Raw genomic sequence first — 21,664 nt, forward strand, 5'->3', positions numbered from 1 at the left:
TGTCAGAGGCTGTGGCCCTCATCGAACAGCAGCTAGCTGCATGAGCCCGCCCAATGATAGGAAGTCTGCTCTCACCAACAGTTTGCAACAGAGCCGACAGGAATACGACAGTGAGTTTTCCAGTTGGTATGCATGTGTTGATTGCCTCCGAATCCAAACTCCCTGTCGCGACGCTCGGATTTAAGCCCTGCTTGCCTTAAACATCTGATCGAGCCGCTTACCAAAGCTGTGCTCCTCGATCCCCTCAGCCAATGCGCGCCGAAAGAAGGCGGCTTGGGTTTCTGGTGCCAGACCGTTTGTCGGCGGATCCCGATCAAGGTTCGTCGGGAACGAGTATCCTTCAGCGGTCGCAGCAATTGCCGCGGACAATTCGGCGGCGCTAAGACTGTTCTCCTGTTTGGCGCGATATGCGTGCGGGTATAGCAGCTTGCACATTTTTTCCCGATCAACTGTCTCCATTGCGCGACCGAACGCCGATGATACCTGCAAAAGGTTGGCGAAGCGGTGGATGTCGTGACTCGTGTTGGCTCCGGCCGCGTGAAACAAAGCGGGTGAGAAAAACACAGCATCCCCTTTGGTCAGGGGCAACTGCACATGGCGTTCCTCGAAAAGCGCCCGGAAGTCATCCCGGCGCCATGCCGCATAACCGGGACGATATGCTTGCGAGAACGGCAGCAGTTTGGTTGGGCCGCTCTCCAATGGCATGTCGCAATGCGCAACGGCGCCCTGAAGTGTCATAATTGGCGAGACGTCGTGGACGTGCGCAGGATAAGACATGCTGACATCGGCGGTTTGAAACCCCAAATGATAGTCGCGATGAGCCTGCTGAGCTGCACCGCCTGGGTGAACGAGGTTTACCTGCGCTGTCATCTGATAATTAGGTCCTAGCCAAGCTTCGCAGACTGCCGCGATAGAAGTGTTTGCGAAGTAACGCAGAAACGCCTCGGGCGAGGCTTCGCAGAGCTTTTGAAGCGCGTTCCATATTCGATCATTCGCTCCCGACGCAGCGAAGTGATCGCCTGCCCCCCCAAGTCGCTGCTTCTCGTCCGCAATGATACGCTTGTAGATGCGGGTTGCCTCATCCAGAATTGCCGAATGCGCATAGGCTCCCTTCAAGGCTATTACCCCCGCCCCCGAACGCAAGACCTGTGCCCATTCCGCCATGATTCCTCGACGGGCCCGACCATCTTCGAGAGCCGAACGCAGGTTCGCCATGTCATAGATCGGAATGTTCTTTTCAACGGCGGCCGCATGCGGCACCTGCTCGCGCTGCGTCTCTTGTTCAATAAGTGCGGTGAACTCTTCCAGATCACAGGTACTGGGCTCGTAGTAGGCGACTGTGTTGTCGACAGTATCTTTCATGACGGCTCCTCCTTTGTCGCGACCAGGATACTGTTGCGGGGCTTGCGTTGCCTTCAGAAACACATCAGAAACACATCAAATGACACATCGTTTTCCTATAAAAGAGATCGCGCGGCAGGCAGGTCTTGGCACCGCCACTGTCGACCGGGTTCTAAATGGTCGGGCTCATGTGAGCCCGCAGACAAAGATGCGTGTTACGGCCGCAATGGACGAGTTGAAGGCCCAAGAAGCCCAGCTCGCTGCCCGTGGGAGGCGATTGTTCTTCGACTTCGTTATTGAGGCCCCGTCGCGCTTCAGTCGCGAAGTCAAGGCGACCGCAGAGGCCATACTACCTCAGATTGGAACCGCTGTTTGCCGTCCGAGATTTCTACTGCAGGACATTATGGAAGAAGATGAAGTCGTCGCGGCACTCATGCGGATAATGAAACGCGGTAGCCACGGCGTCTGCCTCAAGGCCCGGGACACAGCGAAAATAAGAAAAGCAGTCAAAATGCTGGCCAACGCCAGAATCCCAGTGGTCACGCTTGTAACCGATATCGGAGGCCCCGACCGTCTTGCCTACGTCGGGTTGGATAACGCCGGTGCAGGCCGCACTGCTGCCTACCTTATCTCACTAACACTTGGAGAGGCGCAGGGTATGGTTTTGGCCACTCGCAGCCATGAACGCTTTTTGGGAGAAGAAGAACGCGAGTCCGCGTTTATTGAAGCCTTGGCCAGCGAACGCCCGGGTCTAAAGGTCCTTGCTGTCCAAGGCGGCGGCGGAGTGGACTTTGAAACGTCAAAGCTTCTAACAGAGAGCATGGGTGACATTCGAAATTTGCGCGCGGTCTATTCCATGGGGGGTGGCAACCGTTCGATCATACGAACGCTGGAGGACAATGGTATTCGCCCCGAAGTTTACGTGGCTCACGACCTCGATAGGGAAAACAGAGAGCTGATCCTGAACCGGCGCCTGGACTTTATCCTGCATCACGATCTGCAACTTGACATCAGAAACGCCTTCAACGCGTTTTTGGGATACCATCGGCTGTCAAACGAACTGTTGAAGACGCCAATCTCAACCGCTCAAGTGTTAACACCCGAGAATGTTCCTTAGTGAATTGTTCTATCTAGGTGTGCCCCATCATCCAAAAAGTAGACATTACCGCTTTAATTGGCACCTGCCGTTTTCGTCAGATTCGGATACGCCCTAACGACCGCTTGCGGCTGATTTTGTTGAAAACTCCTTCGATTCGCGTCGGCAGGCGCTGGACCAGAATTTTGTTCTGCCAGAGATCGAATTTTTCTCCCGAACGAGGGCGCTGTCCTCGCTGTCGAAAGCAAACGTTCTGAAAGTTCAGATCGTTTTGAATCCGAGCGAGTTTTTCAACACAATCGGCTCACTGCGGTCCTCGGGGTAATCCGCCCCGATTCTAAGGCGATGCGGAAGTAGAGTCTCCTCGGCAGGAGGAACTAGGAATTTCCGATGAAGAAGACACGTTTCACAGGGGCCCACATTATGAGCATCCTGATCCAGAAGGGGGGCGGTGTACTTGCCGTCGAACACTGACACTGTTGCGGACATGGCATGAGCAGCGCAACGGGCGTTGTCACATTAACTCGCGGAGCTTGTAAGTCGGCATGGTGGTCGTTCATCAAGCGACGTTTGCCGCGGATTTCCACGCTCGATTGCTTCTAGCCGATGGTAGCGGATCGTGAGGGTAGCGTGGGGGCGGGCAGGGACAGAGAAATATTTGTGGGTTGCGGGCTTCATCGAGGCGAAGCATTGCAGTCCACCCGAAATAGGAAACCCAGCATTATCCACTCAGATTTTCGGAAAGGTAGATGGCTGTTTTCTACACGTTTATAGAGCTGCATGTGAGCGCAGCTTGTCCGTAATTATCCTTTTGGGAATGAAGCCCCAGCGGTTTATTAGCTTTACCGGAAGCCGCTTTGCAGCGCGCTTGCATCTCCTAGACGGAAGGATTTCTTCAAAAACGATGCCGTGTTGATTGACCGTGCGCCGCAACCAATATGAGCCGCCTGCTATCTTTACGACGGCGTTGTCTAAGTGCCACATATCGCCGGGTCGGGGTCTATGGTGCAGGACACGAGTCGGGAACTTTGGAATGAACCGGGTTCTCACAAGCGGACGACCTCGCGGCTGACGACGGCATCGTACTCGGCGAGCAAATCATTGACATTGCGGTACGTAGCGTAACCCGATGATAGGCCCATACGGCATAGGAGATGATCAGGATCTCGTTTGAAGGCGAGTTGAGGCGCTATAGATACGCAGATTGTCAGCTGACAATTCATGGCGTTCGAGTGGTGGTCTCGACTTAAAGGACATCCCATCAATGTGCGATCACGGATAATCCTCTCCTCCCGACTTGCCATAGCTACCCTCACATTGCTGGTGCCCGTGTCGTTTTGAGAAAATTGTCAGCTGACAATTCCGGTCCTTTGCGCAAAGCATGCAACATCGGTTCTAGAGAAAAGCGACCGTTTGCTGCTCGCTGTGATAGACGACGGAGATACCCGCCAGGGTTTCGGATCAAGTGCAATCGTTCCAACATGCAAAGGATTGTAGAAGCCGCTGTTTCCGATCCCATCATGCGCTGTGCTTGCAGATAGACGGGTGTTTCAATGCCAATCATTGGCACAAGGCGTCTAACCATTGCGTTGAGATCCGACCACGATCGGGGTTGTTCTGGAAAGTAATTTTTGTACTCACGGCAGCTTTCCAGAATTTCTATCAGCGTAGGTTCTGGTGGCGACCGGTGCGGGCCCTCTTCGTTGTTCTCGTTTTCTTCAGAGTCAAAATATGATTTTATTTCAGTCTGTATGTGCCGCTCATTTTGCTTGTCTGTGCTGCTCATTTTGGGTGATGTCGTGACGGGTTGTGACATGGTTTCGAGCTTTTGCGCCAGTTGGTCTCGCAGCTCTTGCAGGGTAGCGACGGCGAGTTTGCGGCGCAGATGGCGTTGGCAGTTGAGCAGAAGCTCGTCCTGCACCGTGAGACCGTGTTCCAAGAGGTCTCGACGTAAACTGTTGATTTCGTCACGCAGGTTTTGACGATGCAGGGCTTCTGCCGCCACCGTATTGGCCAGCTCGCAAATATGTCTCGCATGGACGGCCAGGGGGGATAGATCGAAGCCATAAGCCATAGCGCTACCTCGCCGGGAAAAGCGTTTGCGATTGGCACTGTCATGACGGCTGACAATCCCGAGATCCACGAGCCGGGCGAGATGACGACGCAGAGTGCTCTCGGGCATTCCGTGAAGCCGTTCAGACAGGCTGCGGTTTGACGGAAAAACGATGGTACTGTTGCGTTCTGGATGGATGTCCCGTTGCGGAAGAAAGGAGATCAGAGCGCGCAAGACCGACAGGGTACGGTGGTTGAGCTCAAATTCCTCCGCGGCTGCGGTCAGCGCATCAAGGATTTGCCATTTGTCGACCGGGGGCAGGGCGCAAAGCTCCGCCATCCCAGTGACCATTTGGGCGCCATTGGACATAATTTTTATCACGAAGGCAAAGGAATACCGCCCCTATGCCGTGGCACAGAGTTGACAAGACGAGTGAATTGCGGCTATTTCAGAGGTGCTAAGAATGAAATGAGCCTTCTGGGACGTCTGTCCTGGGGGGCTTTTTCTTTACCGGTGCTCGTGCCTCCTGTTCTGTGATTGCATAGGTGCCTCAGTCTTCTGCCGCTTGGTTTTTCCAGCGGTCATGAAGGTCTTGCAGCAGCGCTTCGGCATGGGTTTCGAACCACGCATCAAAGCCGTCGGCGCTGCGGGATGGGATGGTTAGAGTTACACCACGGGCATTGGATTTGAGATCCGCAAGCGGACTGCCGTCGCGCCGGGTGAGTTGTCGTTTCTGCGGTTTCGCCAGGGCTGGGGGTGGCGCCGGTGTCGGTGCGTCAGTGGCTGTTTCAGCTTCCATTGCAGCGAGAAGCAGTTCAAACCGTTCGTCCGAGGGCAGGGTGATGAAACTGTCCTTGTTGAATAGCCGTGCTAGGCGTTCATCCTTGTCAGGGACGGTTTTGAGCAAGCTGGCGAGTTTTAACCAACGCTCGCGGCCGATGCTTGGGGCCGATCCGACCTTGCGCAGGAAATCTATGGCAAAAGCGTTGCCGACCTTCAGCATGCGCGAGAGCATGGGCAGGTCGACAGAGAGCGCCGCCGCAATTGTCTGCCGGTCATAGTCACTGGCCTGCAATTGCGCGGCAAAGGAAGCCTTCTCGATAAAGGACAGGTCCTGCCTCGAGGTGTTTTCTTGCCCCTGCGCCATCACCAGTGCCTGATCATCCAGATGCCGCACCATCGCCTTAACCGGCTGGCCAAGGCTGCGCAGCGCCATTAGGCGGCGGCGGCCATAGACTATCTCGTAACGGCCCTGAACCTCTGGGTGCGGGCGCAGAAGGACCGGCACTTGCTGGCCATAAGTTTGAATGCTTTCAATAAGCTGCGCCTGAGCGTCCTGATCTATGCCAAGCCGATCCTCGACGCCGGCATCGTCAATCAGAGCGGCGTCAATGTCCTGCACCGCGTTTTCCTGCAACTTGGTGAGGGATGATTGCAAAGCCCCGACCGCCCCACGTGGCATCAGCCGCGGCTTGTCGACCGCGGCCTCATCAGATGGGGCAGGGGAGGTGAGTGCGGAAGTCAGAATTCCTTTGCGTGCCATCAGCGTCCCCATGCAGTTTGAAGAAGGGTTTCGATCTCGTCATTGACCTGATTGAGAGAGTCTACGGCACGATCGTAAGTAGTTCGATGGAACTGCGACCGCTCCACTTCATAGACGGTTTGCTGGGTCAACCCGGCGTCTGAAATCGCGGTGGATTTCAACATATGCGCGGTCATGACCTCCTTATTGAACAACTGCCGCAGGAAAGCGACCACCTGCTGTTGCGGGCCGTCATTTGGCTCGTAGCGGTTGATGAGAAAGCGCAGGAAATCGAACTCCATCTGCGCCCCGGCATTATGCACCACATCAAGCAGATCGGCGCTCATTTGCAGGAATTGCGACATCGAAGCCACATCGAGCATATTGGGCACAACTGTGATCAGCACGCCGGTCGAGGCGCAGAGCGCTGACATGGTGAGGTAGCCAAGCTGAGGCGGGCAGTCAAAGAGGATCACATCGTAATTTTCCTCAACTTCTTGCAACACGGTGGCCATGCGGGCAAAAAACGGTGGCTGAATGTTGTTCAGCAAGGCTTGTGGCGTTTCATGCTCGAATTCCTGCAACATGAGACCGGCCGGGGCGAGGTCGATGCTACTGAAATAGGTTTTCTGGATGACCTGGCTCAGGGGGACCGGATCCACATAGCGGATCGCGTCGTAGATGGTGCCGGACTCGAGGAAATCATACTCGGGCCGATAGCCGAACAGTGAGGTCAGCGAGGCCTGTGGGTCGATATCCACGGCGAGAACCCGATACCCCTTGAGCGCAAGCCGCTGTGCGGTGTGAATCGACGAGGTGGTCTTGCCCGATCCGCCTTTGAAGTTCAGAAAGGACAACACCTGCACCTTGTCGCCCTCACGACGACCCTTGAGATAGGCGCCAGGCGTCTTGGCACCGGCTTCAAGCGTTTGGCGAATGGCAATCAGGTCATCTGCCGAATAGTGACGCCGCCCACCGGGGGTTGTATGTACATCCTGAATCCGGTTGTCGAAATGCAGTTTGCGCAGGAAACTGGCGGAGATCCCCAGCATCTCGGCGGCCTCGCCAGCGCTGAACAGGCGTAACTCCTTGCGGGCATCCGGCGCAAAGCTGGCCAGCATATGATGCTCCAGCGCAGCGGTCAGCGCTTCTGCATTCTGACGAATGCGTTGGTTCATATCCAAGGTTTTGGTCACTACCTGCCTCGTGTTGTAACGCTCTGTTTCAGCAAAGCTATATTTAGCGTTTCTATAGTTCATTCTGCGTCCGTCTGACAACAGAGTCGTGCAAGTTTCGGTCAGAAAACACTAAATATGGAGGGGGACAGGGGCAGGGGGCGGTATAGCGGATTAGTGCATTTTTGCCCGATTGTCGCCTAAAAAGTTATCTAATATATTGTAATTATTGATGAATAATAGGGGCCATTCGTTCGAATGGCCTTGCCACGCCGAGATGGGCCTTTGCGAAGGCGCATCGGCCCGTCGTCTGACCCGAAGAGGAGGGATCAGACCGATCAAGACAGCTGCATCATTGCGATTCGGTGGTCGTGTCGCAAAATTCGCCGGTGCGATCGACTTGGCGGTGCCCCTGCACCCCATCAAAAATTGAGGGATGACCGCTAAGGTCTTTCGCCGGTGTCGGCACGTTAACGGTCGTGAGGTTGCTGGTGCATTGATCTGGCGTAGGGGATTTCGATGCAGACATTGAAAATCGGCTGTGAGCCCCACCGGTTTCCACCTCAGATCGTCGCACATGCTGTCTGGCTTTACATCCGGTGCAACCTGAGCCTGCGCGCGGTCGAGGTGATGATACTGGCTGCGGCGCGCGGTCGATCAACACGGCATCGTTCTTGAGGAAATCCTTCAATCCAAAGCGACACGCTGGTTGTCGTTCGGATCGACCGTCTGGCGCGGTCTTTGTCGCGCCTTTTCAAGGTGATTGAACGCTTGGAGGCCAAGGGTACCTTCTTTCGCTCGTTTCAGGACCTGATCGACACTTCAACTCAGGGCAAGTTCACACTGCAAGTCCTCGGTGTGGTGGCGGAGTTTGAACGCGCTCTGATCCGCGAGCGTACCAAGGCGGGCCTTGCCCCTGCGCGCGACGAGGGATGTGTGGGCGGCAATACCGGGCTTCGCACCAAGGATCCCGCCGCGCTTCGCAAGGTACGGCTTACCCGTCAGGATGGCTACGTGGTGCGCCTGAACGAGACGGCGCAAGATTGGGTGCGGCATGTGCGCGACTATGGCCGAATATGGCCTGGGAGGACGTTCTGCGGATTATCAATGGCTTCTGCCGCACGAATGCCGCTGGACACAAAGTCGATTGCTCCGCGCCGTGAAGGCATATTTGAGCGACGGATTCTCGCCCAACCAAGTGCTTGGCCGACGCGTGCCAACAAAGGCCGCGCGCGATTACCGCCCGAGGTATGCTCTTCAAAGATCTCGGCGCATCCCGCCGACTGCAGGGCCACAGACTGGGGCAGGGAGAGCTGATCCTCGGTGGAGACGCGCACATGACTTATCATGGGCATGAAAGTCGGCCATTTGCAGTTTCATATACCGTCACTAAACGAACGACCGCGCGATCAGAGCCCTGCGGCCTTCGTCAGGTTCACGCGGAACCGATCCCGGCTGCGCTGGTAGCGACGGGTCATCTCGGCCGAGGCGTGCCCAAGCTGCTTTTGCACGTAGCGTTCGTCGACTTCCGCAGAACTGGCAAGACCGGCGCGCAATGAGTGTCCGGAGAACAGTGCTAGCCGCTCGCTATCGGGCAAATCTGACCGGATGCCTGCGTCGAGGACCGTGCGCTTGATGAGACGCGCGACATGTTTGTCGTTCAGTCGCGTTTCAAGCGCGCGCTTGCCATCCCGAGAGGTGCCGACAAAGACCGGGCCGAAGTCGATCTTTGCGAAGCGCAGCCATTGTTCAAGCGCATGTACGGGGCAGGTCTGATCCTTGGATCCGCGACAGATCTCGACCTCGCGCCAACCGGTCTTGGCATTTAGCGTGAGCAGTGCGCCTTTCTCCATGATCTCGATCCAGCCGCTGGAATCCGGCGTGTCGTCCTTATGAACGTCGAGGCTGACGATTTCCGAGCGGCGCAGACCTCCGGCGTAGCCGAGCAGCAGAATGGCCCGATCCCGAAGCCCGCGCAGGTCGAAAGGAAGTGTCGCGACCATCGCGAGGATGTCCTCGGCCAGGATCGCCGCCTTTTGCACGGGCGGTCGCGCATGCTTGCGCTTGATCCCGGCCAGTACAGTGGCGATGTGGCGGTTCTTGCGATTTAGGGTGAAGCCCCGCTGCGCAAAGTTCCAGCCGAGACCTGACAAGCGGCGGTCAATGGTCGAAACAGAGAGGGATCGGGACGCCGACCGCGAAGGGGAGGGGCCCGATCCGGACGCCAGGTCCGCGAGATAGAGCCCAATCATTTCCGGGGCGGGTGGCAGCGGCTCGGCCCCCTTCATCCGGCACCAGCGCGCAAAATGCGCCCAATCCTTCGCGTAGGCCTTCAGCGTGTTGTCGGACGCCGCAGCGCGCGCGTAGTTGCGCGCGGTGTCGACAAGCCGATCCAGCGCGCCAGAGGCGGCAACGTGAGATGGCAGCGCGATGTAATTGCTGTTCCGTTGATCTCTCTCGTCGAGGGGAGCATCATCAAGCTCATCAGAGCGCGCTGACGTCGATCTCTCGGTCTCTGAGGCCATTTTCCCGTAAATCCAGCCATGAAATTGAACTGCATTGCAGCGTATTCACTTATGTCCGATAATGCAAACTTATTGGACATAGTGGGAAGCGGAAAAGTGGGGCGGTTATCACGCCATTCACTGGCAAAAAGCGCCGCCGAAGTGTAGGCTCTGGGCATGACATTTGCCCAACCTGATCACTCCATTGACCTCGGTACACTACCCCGGATGCCTTCCTGGGTCACCTCCGCGTGTTCGGAAGACCTTGAAGATGTTGCGTTTTTTTCGGGGTCTGTGCTGAGCCACCTGCATGTTGTGTTGGGGCGCGACGAGGTGCCCCAAGCCTTGTTACGGGAGCGGCTGGCGTTGCGCGCCGCGGAGGCCAGTGTCGCGTTCTCTGGACGCCCGGAGCGGGAGGCAGAGCTGCGCGATGCCGTACACCTTCTGCGTCCCGGCGATCTTCCTGGACCGGCGGGCGAAACTTACCTGGCCTGGTGTCGTGCCGCAGAGCGGCCGGTGTCGATCAAGGCTCTCGGTCGGGCTTTGCCGAGCCTCGAGCCGGGGCAGATTGCGGGTCGGCTCAATACGGTGCGGGGGGCGCCGGTGACCCGCTCGACGATGGTGCTGGAGGTGGTGCTTACGGAGGCGCCGCGTGCCGACGTTCCGGCGCTGATCCTAGCTGATGCGGCCCTCGCCCAAGCACTAGGTTGGGATCATCTCATGCCGCTGCTGGCCGCGGGACTGAAACGCGCCGACCTGCGCAAACGGGGCGCTGACCTTCGCCTGGCCTGTCATCGCGCATTAATCGTGTCGGCAGTCGAAGCCGTGCGCCTGTCGGCTTACCTTTCGCGCCGGGCGGCGCATTTGAAGGCGGTCGCGCCAAAGCTGCGGGCCAAGGGGGCGGCGGCGGCCGTTGAATTGTTCCTTGTCCGTGATGCGTTGGCACCTGCGGCCTTGCCTTTGCCGGATCGCGCCGCGCGACGGCTCTGTGACCGGCTGGTCGACCTCGGCGCGGTGCGTGAGCTGACCGGCCGCGACACCTTCCGGCTCTATGGGGTGTAGGGATGGCGAAGGATCGCCCGGAACCAGAGCTGGACCGCGAGTTGTCCGATCTGCCGCCCGAGCTGCGCTGGCGGGAATGGATGCGGCGGATCGAGGCGGTGCTCTTTGCCTCGGCCTCGCCGGTGCCGCGCAAGGACCTCGCGCGGGTCGTGGGGCAGGGGGCCTCGGTCGATCTGCTGGTTGAGGACCTGGCCGCCGATCTGGAGGGGCGGGCCTTCGAGATCGCGCAAGTTGCCGGCGGCTGGATATTCCGGACGCGGAGTGCCTATGCACCGGCGATCCGTGCCGCCGCGGATGCCGGCGCGCAGAATCTCGACCTGCGCGAATTCGACGTCGCCGTGCTTGCCGCCATCGCCTACCATCAACCGATCACCCGCGACGGGCTGAAGGACATCTTCGGCAAGGAGATCAGCCGCGACCTGATCGGCCGGCTACATGCGCAGGGTTTGATCGGGACAGGGCCAAGATCGCCGCGACGCGGGGCCCCCTATACCTTCGTCACCACCGAGCAGTTCCTCGTCGCTTTCGGGTTGGAGAGTCTTCTCGATCTTCCTGATCGGGAGCAGTTGGAAGATGCGGGGGTTGTCGAGCAAGCACCACAAGTCGGTTTCGGGTAACGCGTTGCCGGTCTCCGTTGCCAATGCCTGACGTAAACTCGGTCGTTCTGCTTATCGTTTCATCTGCAGTGCAACGATTCATGCGCGGAGCCAGAAATACTCACAATTATCAACGTGATAATCGTTGCATCCCTTTGAAGACGTCCACTTGCGCGAATCTGGTCGAGATCAAGAACGCCGAACAACTCAGAACGATTGTCGCCTCCCAGATCAAGGAAGGCGACCCTAGGTCATGTTGACAAATGGCGGACCCATATCCGGATTGACGTGATGTCTATGAACGCAAGGTCGCTTTCCGCGGTTTTGTCATATCGGGTGGCGACGCGGCGTGCGTTCTTGAGCAGGTTGAAGCAGCGCTCGGCCATGTTGCAAAGTCGGTAAAGCCCGTGATCGACACCGACGCGCATTTTACGGGTCTTGCGCATCAGGATCTGGGTCAGGATATCTCGGTCATTCATGGTTTTTCGAATGCGATCAGCATCATAGCCTCGATCCGCGAGCAGCACACGCGGCTCTGGCAGGTTGTCATCCATGACCATATCGAACCCCAAATAGTCGGATGTTTGTCCCGCCGTGATGTCCGTTCTCATGGGCAGACCGTGCGCGTTGACGCGGAGGTGGATCTTGGTCGTGAACTCACCTCTTGAACGGCCAAAACCCTGTCTCGGAGTCCCCCTTTTGCGCCCGCTGCCTGATGGTGGGCGCAAATGACGGTGCTATCGATCATTTGCAGGGTGTTCGGGACAGCCCCGCTTTGGTTCAGGGCTTCGAGTATGCCCTCCCAAAGGCCCGCCAGCGTCCAGCGTCGAAACTGCCTGTAAACGATTGACCATTTGCCGAAGTCTTCGGGCAAGTCTCGCCAAGGTAATCCGGTGAGCGAAATCCAGAAAATCCCTTTTAAAACAAGACGATGGTTAGAGAGTTTGCGGCCATTAGGGGCTCGGATCGCAAGAATGAAGTTTCAAACAGCGACCATTCCTCGTCGCTCATCAGGTGTCGGGGCAAGCTGATCTCCATAGCAGATACCAGCTTGAATCACGCATTAGCCGACTTGTGAATCCCTTTTGTCAACATGGCCTAGGCATCAAAATCCAGTCGTAAATACCGCACTGCGGGAGCCGACAGCTATTGCACGATCTACCTCGATGACAAGTTCAGGAAATCTGCGATCCTCGTCGCGATCAGCACACGATCATAATCCAATGTTGCGACATGATATGAGCGTTCCAACCAGCGAAGTTGAATATCGGCCGATCCCACCAAAGTCGCAATGCGATGACCGTTATCGGGATCCACGACATTGTCCCGTCGCGATTGCAGGATAAGCACTGGCTGTTGGATAAGCGGCAGCAAAGCGCCGGTTGTGTTCGTTAGCAGAAAACGCTCTCTCAGCGTTTCTCGCGGAATTTGACCATAGCATATTTCAGACATCCCCGGTTGGGCGATATCCGATCCTATTCCCGGAACGAAATCCTGCCCGTCGGTGTCATAAAGCGGTGCTACGACCTCGGGCCGATAGAGGCCGGTCGATCCATTGATACTGACGACGCCATGTATTTTGCTTGGCATCCGCGCAGCGAGGTTGAGTGATAAAGTGGCACCTAAAGAAAGCCCACCCACAATGATGCGATCACATTGGGACGACAGGGTTTCCAGCGCGGCTTCTGCGGATGCCACCCAATCGCGATGGCCCGTCTGGGCCAGGGCGATTGGGGTCTTGCCATGGCCGACCAACAGCGGACAATGCACAGTAACACCGCTCATCGAATGCACGTGCTGCGCTACTTCGCGTACGCTTTGGGGGGTGCTCGTAAAGCCGTGAAAAAATAGAAAGCCGACATTGCTGCCTTCGAGAATGAAGGGCTGCGCCTCGGGCACATCGAAGGGATCCATCGTGGTCTGTTTCATATTTGCATACATTCGCGCTATCACCCCGCTAAGCAAATAGACTCGCGGTATCGTCCGATAACTGGACGTGATCAAGCGAGTTGAGGAAAGTGGTTGCGAAACTGGCGCAGAAGGCTGGTATCGGCTTTGGTGCTCCAGGCCATAGAGATCGTTGCTTCTGCGTCCAGCCCGTCAATCAGTGCAAGTTCCAGTGCGGCGGGAAGACTGTCGGCCATGCTCATAGGGAAAAACGTAACCCCGCGGCGCTCGGCCACGCGTTGCAATATCACCTGAACGTCCCAAGCCTCATCGACAACCACCGTGCTAAGGTTGGCATGATCACAAGCGCTGTCGAGAAGCGCGCGCCAAGATCGCCAGTTCTCGCGCAGGCCCATAACAAAAGGCACGCCGTCCAAGTCCTTGACCCGTGCGGGTGCCTCTCCAGCAGGTGTGACGATACCGATGGATGAGCTCCAGACCGGCATCTGGTCAATCCCGGGAGCACCTACCGTAGGATGGGACAGCAAAAATCCAAGGTCGATCACACCAGACTTTAAGTTTTTCAGCATGTTATCGGTAGACATCACATGCATCTCGACCTGCACCCCCGGGATACTATGATGAAAAGCGTCTAGTGTTTCGGAAATTTGGCGTGAAGCTGCGAGCGCGGAGTATCCGACGATAATATGCCCACGCGCACCCGCTGCATTTTGTCTTGATGCTCGGATCGTACGCTCAAACTGCGCCACCGTCTGGCGCGCGTCATCAAGAAAGACTACCCCCTCGGGCGTAGGTAAGACACGCGGCCCACTGCGATCAAAAATCCGAAAACCAAGATCAACCTCAGTGTCTTTCACCGCTTTCGAAATGGCCGGTTGCGCGATATTGAGCAGTTCAGCCGCCGCTCTGAACCCTTGCGCATCTGCCACGGCCAAGGCGTATCGCAGATGGCGAAGGTCCAAGCGAGTGGGTTTCCTGCTGTCGTGCATTCGCATGCTCCATGATGATCGCGTTTCGTTATCACTCGATCAGCTATCGCTATTTGTCAACTGAGCCTCGAGAGAAGAGGTTAAATCGGAATTACGGGTATAAATCCCGTCTTGGTATGGGGAGGAGGCCCGATGCTGAAGTTTTTCAACAGATTGTGCTCTTGGCTGATGTTCGTAGGTGGTTTTGGCGTCATTGCGATGATGCTGAACATTGTAGCTGATGTCGTCGCAAAGCTGGTGTGGAATGCGCCAATCCAAGGCACGGTCGAAATGTCTTCCTACTATTATATGGTTGTGCTGGTCATGCTGCCGATGGCGTTTGTCGAGATGCAGGACCAGCAGATATCTGTCGATCTATTGTTCAATCACTTTCCGAACTGGCTTCAGAAGCTGGCCTTGTTCCTAAGCTGCATAGCCGCCGCGGCGATCCTCGCCGTTATGGCGTGGCGAACAGGTCTTGATGCGGTGCGGGCGTTGCGTGTGGGCGAGGTGGTCATGGGCGGACGCGAGGTCATCGTCTGGCCGTCACGGATGGTTTTGCCGCTTGGTTTTGGCCTTGCCAGTCTCGCTGCTTTTATACGCGCCGTCCTTCTGGTGCGCGGGCAGCCTGTGACGCAATCGCAGCTAAATGGAAACATGTCATGAGCAACCTTTTGATCGGTTGGATCGGCGTAGGAGCGTTGTTTGGCTTGTTGGCCTTCCGGATGTCCATTGGCACGGCACTCATGGCAGTATCCTTTATCGGCATTACTGTGATGTTCAATCTTCAAGCCGCACTTGGCATCGTCAGTGCAATGCCTTTCAACTTGATCGGGGATTGGTCGCTGACGGCGATCCCGATGTTTCTGTTTATGGGCTTTATCGCGGCCAATACCGGCCTGACGGCGGGTGCGTTTGATCTACTGCGCGTTTTGTTGGCGCGGGTGCCGGGCGGGCTCGCTTCTGCGAGCGTCGGGGCGTGCGGCCTTTTTGCCGCGGCCTCGGGTTCGTCGATCGCGACGACCGCAGCCATGTCAAAGATTGCCGTGCCCGAGATGCTGAAAGCGAAGTACCATCCGTCGCTGGCCACAGGGGTGGTCGCGGCGTCGGGCACGCTGGGTTCGCTTATTCCGCCATCGATCCTGATGGTACTTTACGGCATCTTCACCGAGCAATCGATCGGCCAGCTGTTTATCGCAGGTGTCATTCCCGGCGTGCTATCGGCGTTTGTTTATATGGCAATGATTACCGTACGTGCCACGGTGACGCCCGGGCTTGCACCCGCTGTAATTGAACGGGTTGATCGTAAAAAGCTGCTGGGTCTGCTCTGGTCGGTCTGGCCTTTTCCTGTACTGGTTCTGGGCGTCCTTGGCGGCATTTTTGGCGGGTTTTTCACCCCGACCGAGGCGGGGGCCGTCGGGGCGTTTCTGGCTGCAACGGTCGCGCTGCTACGCCGCTCACTAACCGGCAAAGCACTGGCCGAGGCGATCCGTCAGACGACGTTGGCGACGTCTTCAATCTTCTTTCTGTCCATTGGCGCGGTGATGTTTACCCGGTTCATGGGGCTATCCGGTGTGCCACGGGCACTGACGGATATGATGTTATCGGTCTCTGACAACCAGTTCGTAATCATCCTGATGATCGCTGTGCTGTTTGTCTTCCTGGGCATGGTAATCGACTCGATCGGCCTGATCCTGCTCACACTGCCTATCCTGCTGCCGGTGCTAGAGGCCGCTGACATCAACCTGATCTGGTTCGGCATTATCTGCATCAAACTGCTTGAGATCGGCCTTGTGACGCCGCCTGTCGGGTTGAACCTTTACGTCCTACACAGCGCGCTATCGGGCGAGGTCAAGCTGCGAGACATCATCTCGGGCACCACGTGGTTTATTGCTATGGATATTTTGACCCTGTTGATCCTGATTGCCTTTCCCGCGATCAGCCTGTTCCTGCCCTCGCTCATGGCGCAGTAAAAACATTTCAAACGGAGGAGACGACACAATGAAACTGAAGACATCCCTTTTGGCCTTCGCGGCCTGTGGCCTTGGCACTGCTGCCATCGCACAAAACGCCAACCACTTCTTTGCCGAACGCCATTCGATGGTACGCGGCCCCTATGTCGAGTTCGCCAAACGCGTGGCCGAGGAAACAAACGGGGACGTGAACTTTACCGTTTTCGCCGGTGGGTCGCTCCTGCCGCCGGCCGCGTCCTTGCAAGGCGTGCGAGATGGCGTAGCTCAAGTGACCTATCACGCGGGCACCTACACCCCGTCCGAACTGCCTGTTGCCAACCTGATCGGCAACTTCGCTTTCTATAACACCGATCCGATGGTCATGGCCTTTGCGTCGACCGAATTCGGCCTCACCAACGAGGCCGCACTGGCCGAGTGGAAAGAGAATGGCGTCGTTTTCGGTGGAGGCTATTCGACTTCGCAATATTACATGATGTGCAACACACCTGTCGCTAGCTACGAGGATATTCAGGGCAAGCGTCTGCGCATGGCGGGCGGTGCCTGGTCACGCTTTGCCGAACATGTGGGCGCGGTACCCGTGTCTATCCCGTCAAGCGAGATGTACACTGGCCTCGACACAGGATCGCTTGATTGTGCGGTTGCGGCTGCGGATGCGTTGGATTCCTTTTCGCTTTCGGATGTGGTCACGCACATGAACAGGCTTGCAGTAGGGAACTACTATGCCGGATTTGAATGGGGCTATAACCCTGCGTTTTGGCAAGGCTTGTCTGAGGCGTCGCGCAACGTACTGTTCGACCAGATGGCATACTATCTTGCGCAGCACCGGGTCGAGTTCGACAAGGATGTTGAAAAAGCGGTTTCCGCCGCCAAAGAGGGCGGCATGGAGGTTTTCGAACCTGATCAGGCTCTGACGGCAGCGCTGGCGGAATTTGTGACCGCCGACGAGGCCGTGCTGATCGAGAACGCCAAGAGCCGCGGTATTGAGAACCCCGAAGCGCTGCTGGCAGACTACAAGCGCATCGTTGATCGCTGGGCCGCGCTGCTGGCGGATGTGGACCACGGCGATACCGATGCATTGGCAGCATTGGCCAAAGCAGAGATCTACGACAAGCTGGACGGCGCAAACTACGGTATGAACTAACCCACATATATTATGTACAGTCCCGGGGCGCTGCCAAAGCGCCTCGGGGTTCCTACCGCCCTGCGACCTCATAGCGTTTTGATCGAAACCTACCAGCAATGTAGACTGTCGTTCGAAAGCGCGCAAATGATCAGAAGACGGTTTGCAGCACATGATGACTCTGTTGCACAAATCCACTGATAGACAGAGTTCCCCTTTCCCTAGACGGACTTATTCCACGGGAGTTGTCACATTAACGAGCTCCGATTGCCGCGCCGCTGATTTGGACATAGTCAGCGCTGATGCAGACACCTTCCAGCATCAGCTACAAGCGTCACCGCTTCCCGCCCGAGATCATCGCACACGCGGTCTGGCTGTATGTTCGGTTCAATCTGAGCCTCCGCGAGGTCGAGGAGATGCTGCTGGAGCGCGGCGTCGACGTTTCCTATGAAACCATCCGGCGCTGGACCGCGAAATTCGGGCCGCAGATCGCGCGAAACCTTCGGCGTCGGCAGGTCCGTCCCGGTAATGTCTGGCACTTGGACGAAGTGGTGGTAAAAATTGCGGGCAAATCCTTCTGGCTCTGGCGCGCCGTCGATCAGCATGGCGTCGTTCTCGACGAGATCCTCCAGGCACGACGGAACAAGCGCGCCGCGAAACGGCTTCTGGTCAGGCTGATGAAACGCACAGGTTTGGTGCCCAAGCGGATCGTCACCGACAAGCTGCGCTCATACGGCGCGGCCAAGCGCGAGGTCGCGCCGGGCCTCGATCACTGGTCGCACAAAGGCCTCAACAACCGCGCCGAAAACAGCCACCTTCCATTCCGGAAGCGGGAGCGCGCGATGCATGGATACCGATCTCCCGGTGCGCTGCAGCGTTTCGTCTCTATTCACTCTGTAATCCGCAATAGCTTTTCCGTCCCAGCCCGCCGCCGAAAAGCGCTGACCATACGTTATCACCGGATGGAAGCCATCGATGCCTGAAGGTCGGCGACCGGCATCGCTTGAACCGTTCAGCGAGGCCGTCATGCAGTGGTTCCGCGTTAACGTGACAACTCCCACTGAGCTCCATCGTGTCGACTTACATGTAGAAGCTATAATTGACCTGAGGCCGTTCCTTGGGGTCGACGTACTTCATTATGTCGCCAATCTTGCTCGCGCACTCGAGAGTGATGGGCAGCCGTCCATCGAGCTGGGTGTTGTTCCAGTTCATCTTCGTGAGCCCAAGGATCTCCTCGCAGAGGCTCTCCAGTGAAGAGTCTTGATCGTAGGCCGTGATCCGGAGTGGTTTGGGGACGTACTGCCCAGGATAGGTTTTGTAGAAGTCCACCGTTCCGCGTGTATAGAGGATGCCGTCAGATTCGGACATGGTCAGGAGCGTTCCGCGTTTCGGCGGGTAGTTCTTGTCGCCAAAAAGACGAATGTCGGTACCCGTGATCGCGACGAAGTCGCGAGAGCGGATCGCCTTTTCCTCTAAGGCACGACGGAAGCCGGCCCGCTCGCTCTCGCGGAAGTGGCTCGACTTGTGGAGGACGACGCGAGCCGGCATGTGCTGGATCGCGCGGTCGTACTCGTCCAGTGCGTCGCGAAGCAGCTCGTAGGCCTGCGGCTCGGAAAGAAAGGGGCGCCGGTTCTTCTTGTCGATCAAGACGGGCGTGCCGCGCAGGATGATGCCGTGGCCGAACTCATCGAAGACCTGCGCGAGGCTCGACGAGACGGTCTCCCCGTCGCGGCTCTTGTAGAAGCCGATCCCGATATAACAGGACGGGGGCTTAGCCTTCTCCTCGACGAGCCGCCAGGGGATCGTGCGATTACCCTTGTAGTAGAGTGCTGTCGCAAAGTTCCAGGCCTTTGTAGCCGGGTCCTGCTGGTCTCCTGCGTGCTTAGTGATGACCATGGTCTTCTCGCGCACGAGTTGCAGCGGCGTGCCGAGATGCATGCAACGTGCCTTCAGGATACGGCGAAAATTGTGCTCGAGTTCATCGTCGGCTGCTTCACCCTGTGCTCTCGTAGTGACGGAGTCGAACAGATCGTTGGGAAGGACACAGACGATGACGTCGACCGACCGGTTCTCAGCAAGGAAGCGTACCTGCTCGTAGAAGAGGTTGACCGCTCGATCGATCCGGGCCGCTCGTGTGTCGAGCTGCAAGGCGCTGGTGATCTCCGACTTCTGGAGTGGCCGTGTATACTGCGGCGAGTTGATTATCCGCGTAAGAAACCCATGATCTGGTCCAATGCCACCGAACCCACGGAAGAGGTTCAACAACTTGGAGCTCGTCTTGCGCTCCACTCCTGCGCGGCACTTCGCGAGCCATTCGTCGAGCAGGTCGATACCCTCGCCGCGACCGACGACACCGATCCGCAATTCGGTGCGTCGCAACTCGTCGCGCTTGTCGTATACCCCCATTTGCTCGATGCCGGTGCGGGGGCAGATGTGCGTGCCGGCACCGAACTCCAGCAACGGTTCTGCGAGTATGGTTAGCTTCATGCCTCAACCTCTTCGGAATCCTCGTTGCCATCGTCAGATGTCTCCGCAACCTCGAGCATCAGCGCTTCGGCCTCAATGCCTTGGATCGACTCGAGCTCGATGAGTGACTGATAGCGGATGTCTGAGACCTCGGCGAAGCCGTCGCTCAAGCTCGCGAGGAAGTAGGCGATGAAGCGGACCTGATCCCGAACGGTCGAATTATGCTCGATACGCTTCTGCTTCGACAGCAGGTCCTCGTGCCAGTTCGATCGTCTGAAGCCGTTAAACGAGTAGTACCAGCTAGGGACGATCTGCCCGTACCACGTGTCCCCGATGCTAATGAATGAAAGATCGAAGGACAGGTGCTGGTGATGGGCGACCTTGGAAGGATCCTTCTTCTGTTGAACGAGCTTGTAAACCCGCCTGATCGACTTCTTCTTGCCAACCCATGCCTCCTTGCGCTCCTTCTCTCCTTCCGCGCTCGGGCTGAAGAAGAAGAACCGGTCCTTCGGATGCAGCCGCACACCGCGGGCCTTCAGGCGCTCTTGGGTCTGTGCTACGAGGAGCTGCTTGAGGACATTCACGTTGTCCGCCTCGGGCGAGCTCGCAAGGTCCACTACGTCAAGGCGTTCGATCGACCCTGTGTCGACGACGGCTGCCACGCCCGTCTGTTCCATGTCCTCAAAGGCGAAGAGCCTACCATCATAGTAGACCCAGGCATCAGTCTCGACGCTCTCCAAGAGTAGCGCCATCTTCACAACGGATCGACGGTTCCTAGACCGGCCGCCATAACCTAACTCAGCCTTCGCTCGCGCGACGACCATCTTGTCCTCAATCGCGAGCTCGGCAACGTATACTGCCTCAGGAAGCTTGATCGCCTGTAGGTTTGATGTGATCGTCGTCGGCGTCTCGACAGCCTCGGCACTGAAGCTGTTGAAGGCATCGACCTCGCCCAGAATATGCTGAAACTCTTGGAGGATTCTTTCCTGCGCCGTGACTCGCAGGGCAGACACTTCCCTAAGGACATCGCCAAGGTCGATGACGTGCTTTTTGCAGTTGAAGGCGAACTGATCGGTTAGCAGCGCGTCGATCGCCTTCTGGCTATAAGAAGACTGCTTCGGGGTCAGCGTCAGGACGTAGAGTTCGTCGAAGCTGTTATAGTAGGCTCGGTCCATGAACTGCTGGACCGTCGACTTTACCTTGTCGAGCGTCGTAGTCGAGGTGACCTGGAACGCCACCCGATCGTGGTCATCACCGAGATCGATGCCAGGGTAGTTTTTCCGCTTGCGGTTGAGGTTGATGAGGTTAGGAAGCTGGTAGGCGGCTTTCAGGATCGGGATGAACGCGTCCTCAAGGGCCAAGTTGATGTCCGTGCGACCTTGGGCGGTCGCTAGCTCGACCTGGCGCTCCAGGCGGCTAACGACGTCGCGAAGATCGTTCTCAAGTGTGAGTTGTCGCACTGCGTCCCACCTCTGTTTTCTAGCTTTGAAATTTATGGGAACGATAGCAGAACATTTCAAGATGTCGCCTGCGAAAATCCATACGCGATTGGTTCTTAGCAATGTCCTTTTTAGGAAGAGAGCAGCCGGTGTGATCTTCAGCTGCCGTTCGGCAGTCGTATCACGAACTCACAGTCTGCGGGACCTTGCTGCCGTTCGCTGCACACGCAGCAAGAACGACCTGGGGCAGTCGCACTGCGCAGTTTCCTGACTTTGCAAATGTTGACTTACCGTACTATCATGCTGTCGGTATGAACCCCATTGCTGAGACCGCAGCCGGTATAGCGGTTCCGTCGCAAAGTTTCGAGTTCACCAGTTAGGGGCTCGCTTGATCGCCGATTACGCGGCAAGGCTTGCGTAGGCCGCGAATGGGCAACCACT

16 protein-coding genes and 4 pseudogenes are annotated in these 21,664 nt (G+C 57.2%); 8 read left to right on the top strand and 12 right to left on the bottom strand.

What is annotated here, in order from left to right:
* Positions 1-180 precede the first annotated feature (180 nt).
* Positions 181-1,362, bottom strand: coding sequence for a phytanoyl-CoA dioxygenase family protein (locus tag CLV89_RS20915; RefSeq protein ID WP_106165546.1), 1,182 nt, complete (start codon positions 1,360-1,362; stop codon positions 181-183).
* Between the two features lie 79 nt (positions 1,363-1,441).
* Here CLV89_RS20915 and CLV89_RS20920 point away from each other — a divergent pair, with 79 nt between their 5' ends.
* Positions 1,442-2,458, top strand: coding sequence for a LacI family DNA-binding transcriptional regulator (locus tag CLV89_RS20920; RefSeq protein WP_106165547.1), 1,017 nt, complete (start codon positions 1,442-1,444; stop codon positions 2,456-2,458).
* A gap of 538 nt (positions 2,459-2,996) precedes the next feature.
* On the opposite strand, the pseudogene CLV89_RS23285 reads toward CLV89_RS20920, so the two are convergent.
* From CLV89_RS23285 to repA, 4 genes and pseudogenes are all read right to left on the bottom strand, one after another.
* Positions 2,997-3,602: pseudogene (locus CLV89_RS23285) on the bottom strand (DDE-type integrase/transposase/recombinase).
* Between the two features lie 147 nt (positions 3,603-3,749).
* Positions 3,750-4,859 carry a plasmid replication protein RepC gene (repC, locus tag CLV89_RS20930; protein ID WP_106165549.1) on the bottom strand — a complete coding sequence of 370 codons (1,110 nt, stop codon included), beginning with the start codon at positions 4,857-4,859 and terminating at the stop codon, positions 3,750-3,752.
* Between the two features lie 181 nt (positions 4,860-5,040).
* The gene (gene repB, locus CLV89_RS20935) at positions 5,041-6,033 is read right to left on the bottom strand and encodes a plasmid partitioning protein RepB (protein WP_106165560.1); all 993 of its coding nucleotides are present in this window, start codon (positions 6,031-6,033) and stop codon (positions 5,041-5,043) included.
* Complete coding sequence (repA, locus tag CLV89_RS20940) at positions 6,033-7,190, bottom strand: plasmid partitioning protein RepA (protein WP_205321634.1); 1,158 nt, start codon at positions 7,188-7,190, stop codon at positions 6,033-6,035. The genes repB and repA overlap by 1 nt, the downstream gene beginning before the upstream one ends.
* 690 nt (positions 7,191-7,880) lie before the next feature.
* Here repA and CLV89_RS20945 point away from each other — a divergent pair.
* A pseudogene (locus CLV89_RS20945) lies at positions 7,881-8,397 on the top strand (recombinase family protein); the annotation flags it as partial.
* Here CLV89_RS20945 and CLV89_RS23050 read toward each other — a convergent pair.
* Positions 8,396-8,542, bottom strand: a pseudogene (locus CLV89_RS23050) (recombinase family protein); the annotation flags it as partial. The pseudogenes CLV89_RS20945 and CLV89_RS23050 sit on opposite strands and share 2 nt — an antisense overlap.
* Positions 8,543-8,596: 54 nt before the next feature.
* Positions 8,597-9,712 carry a tyrosine-type recombinase/integrase gene (locus tag CLV89_RS20950; protein WP_106165551.1) on the bottom strand — a complete coding sequence of 372 codons (1,116 nt, stop codon included), beginning with the start codon at positions 9,710-9,712 and terminating at the stop codon, positions 8,597-8,599.
* Positions 9,713-9,868: 156 nt separating this feature from the next.
* On the opposite strand from CLV89_RS20950, the gene CLV89_RS20955 reads away from it, so the two are divergent.
* Together CLV89_RS20955 and scpB are read left to right on the top strand one after the other, a co-directional pair.
* The gene (locus CLV89_RS20955; RefSeq protein ID WP_106165552.1) at positions 9,869-10,753 is read left to right on the top strand and encodes a DUF1403 family protein; all 885 of its coding nucleotides are present in this window, start codon (positions 9,869-9,871) and stop codon (positions 10,751-10,753) included.
* Positions 10,754-10,755: 2 nt separating this feature from the next.
* A complete protein-coding gene (gene scpB, locus CLV89_RS20960) occupies positions 10,756-11,370 on the top strand; it encodes an SMC-Scp complex subunit ScpB (protein WP_106165553.1) in 615 nt (204 codons plus the stop codon).
* 230 nt (positions 11,371-11,600) lie between these two features.
* Here the strand turns inward: scpB and CLV89_RS20965 are convergent.
* The 3 genes and pseudogenes from CLV89_RS20965 to CLV89_RS20975 form a co-directional block, all read right to left on the bottom strand.
* Positions 11,601-12,387 (bottom strand): annotated as a pseudogene (locus tag CLV89_RS20965) (IS5 family transposase).
* A gap of 120 nt (positions 12,388-12,507) precedes the next feature.
* A complete protein-coding gene (locus tag CLV89_RS20970) occupies positions 12,508-13,278 on the bottom strand; it encodes an alpha/beta hydrolase (RefSeq protein WP_165798177.1) in 771 nt (256 codons plus the stop codon).
* A gap of 71 nt (positions 13,279-13,349) precedes the next feature.
* Complete coding sequence (locus tag CLV89_RS20975; protein ID WP_207796988.1) at positions 13,350-14,246, bottom strand: LysR family transcriptional regulator; 897 nt, start codon at positions 14,244-14,246, stop codon at positions 13,350-13,352.
* Positions 14,247-14,378: 132 nt separating this feature from the next.
* On the opposite strand from CLV89_RS20975, the gene CLV89_RS20980 reads away from it, so the two are divergent.
* The 4 genes from CLV89_RS20980 to CLV89_RS20995 all read left to right on the top strand — a co-directional run bounded on the left by CLV89_RS20980 (position 14,379) and on the right by CLV89_RS20995 (position 18,301).
* Entirely contained in the window at positions 14,379-14,891 is a 513-nt protein-coding gene (locus tag CLV89_RS20980; protein WP_106165556.1) for a TRAP transporter small permease subunit, read from the top strand.
* Positions 14,888-16,198 carry a TRAP transporter large permease gene (locus CLV89_RS20985; RefSeq protein ID WP_106165557.1) on the top strand — a complete coding sequence of 437 codons (1,311 nt, stop codon included), beginning with the start codon at positions 14,888-14,890 and terminating at the stop codon, positions 16,196-16,198. The genes CLV89_RS20980 and CLV89_RS20985 overlap by 4 nt, the downstream gene beginning before the upstream one ends.
* A 28-nt stretch (positions 16,199-16,226) precedes the next feature.
* Entirely contained in the window at positions 16,227-17,339 is a 1,113-nt protein-coding gene (locus CLV89_RS23055) for a C4-dicarboxylate TRAP transporter substrate-binding protein (protein WP_243395107.1), read from the top strand.
* Between the two features lie 281 nt (positions 17,340-17,620).
* A complete protein-coding gene (locus CLV89_RS20995) occupies positions 17,621-18,301 on the top strand; it encodes an IS6 family transposase (RefSeq protein ID WP_106165558.1) in 681 nt (226 codons plus the stop codon).
* A 97-nt stretch (positions 18,302-18,398) separates the two neighbouring features.
* Here CLV89_RS20995 and CLV89_RS21000 read toward each other — a convergent pair whose 3' ends face one another.
* Both CLV89_RS21000 and CLV89_RS21005 read right to left on the bottom strand, forming a co-directional pair.
* Complete coding sequence (locus tag CLV89_RS21000; protein WP_106165559.1) at positions 18,399-19,805, bottom strand: argonaute/piwi family protein; 1,407 nt, start codon at positions 19,803-19,805, stop codon at positions 18,399-18,401.
* Entirely contained in the window at positions 19,802-21,244 is a 1,443-nt protein-coding gene (locus tag CLV89_RS21005) for an SMEK domain-containing protein (RefSeq protein ID WP_165798179.1), read from the bottom strand. Before CLV89_RS21005 ends, CLV89_RS21000 begins: the two co-directional genes overlap by 4 nt.
* Between the last annotated feature and the right edge of the window lie 420 nt (positions 21,245-21,664).

Source organism: Tritonibacter scottomollicae, assembly GCF_003003215.1.
In the GTDB taxonomy this organism is placed as follows: Bacteria; Pseudomonadota; Alphaproteobacteria; order Rhodobacterales; family Rhodobacteraceae; genus Epibacterium; species Epibacterium scottomollicae.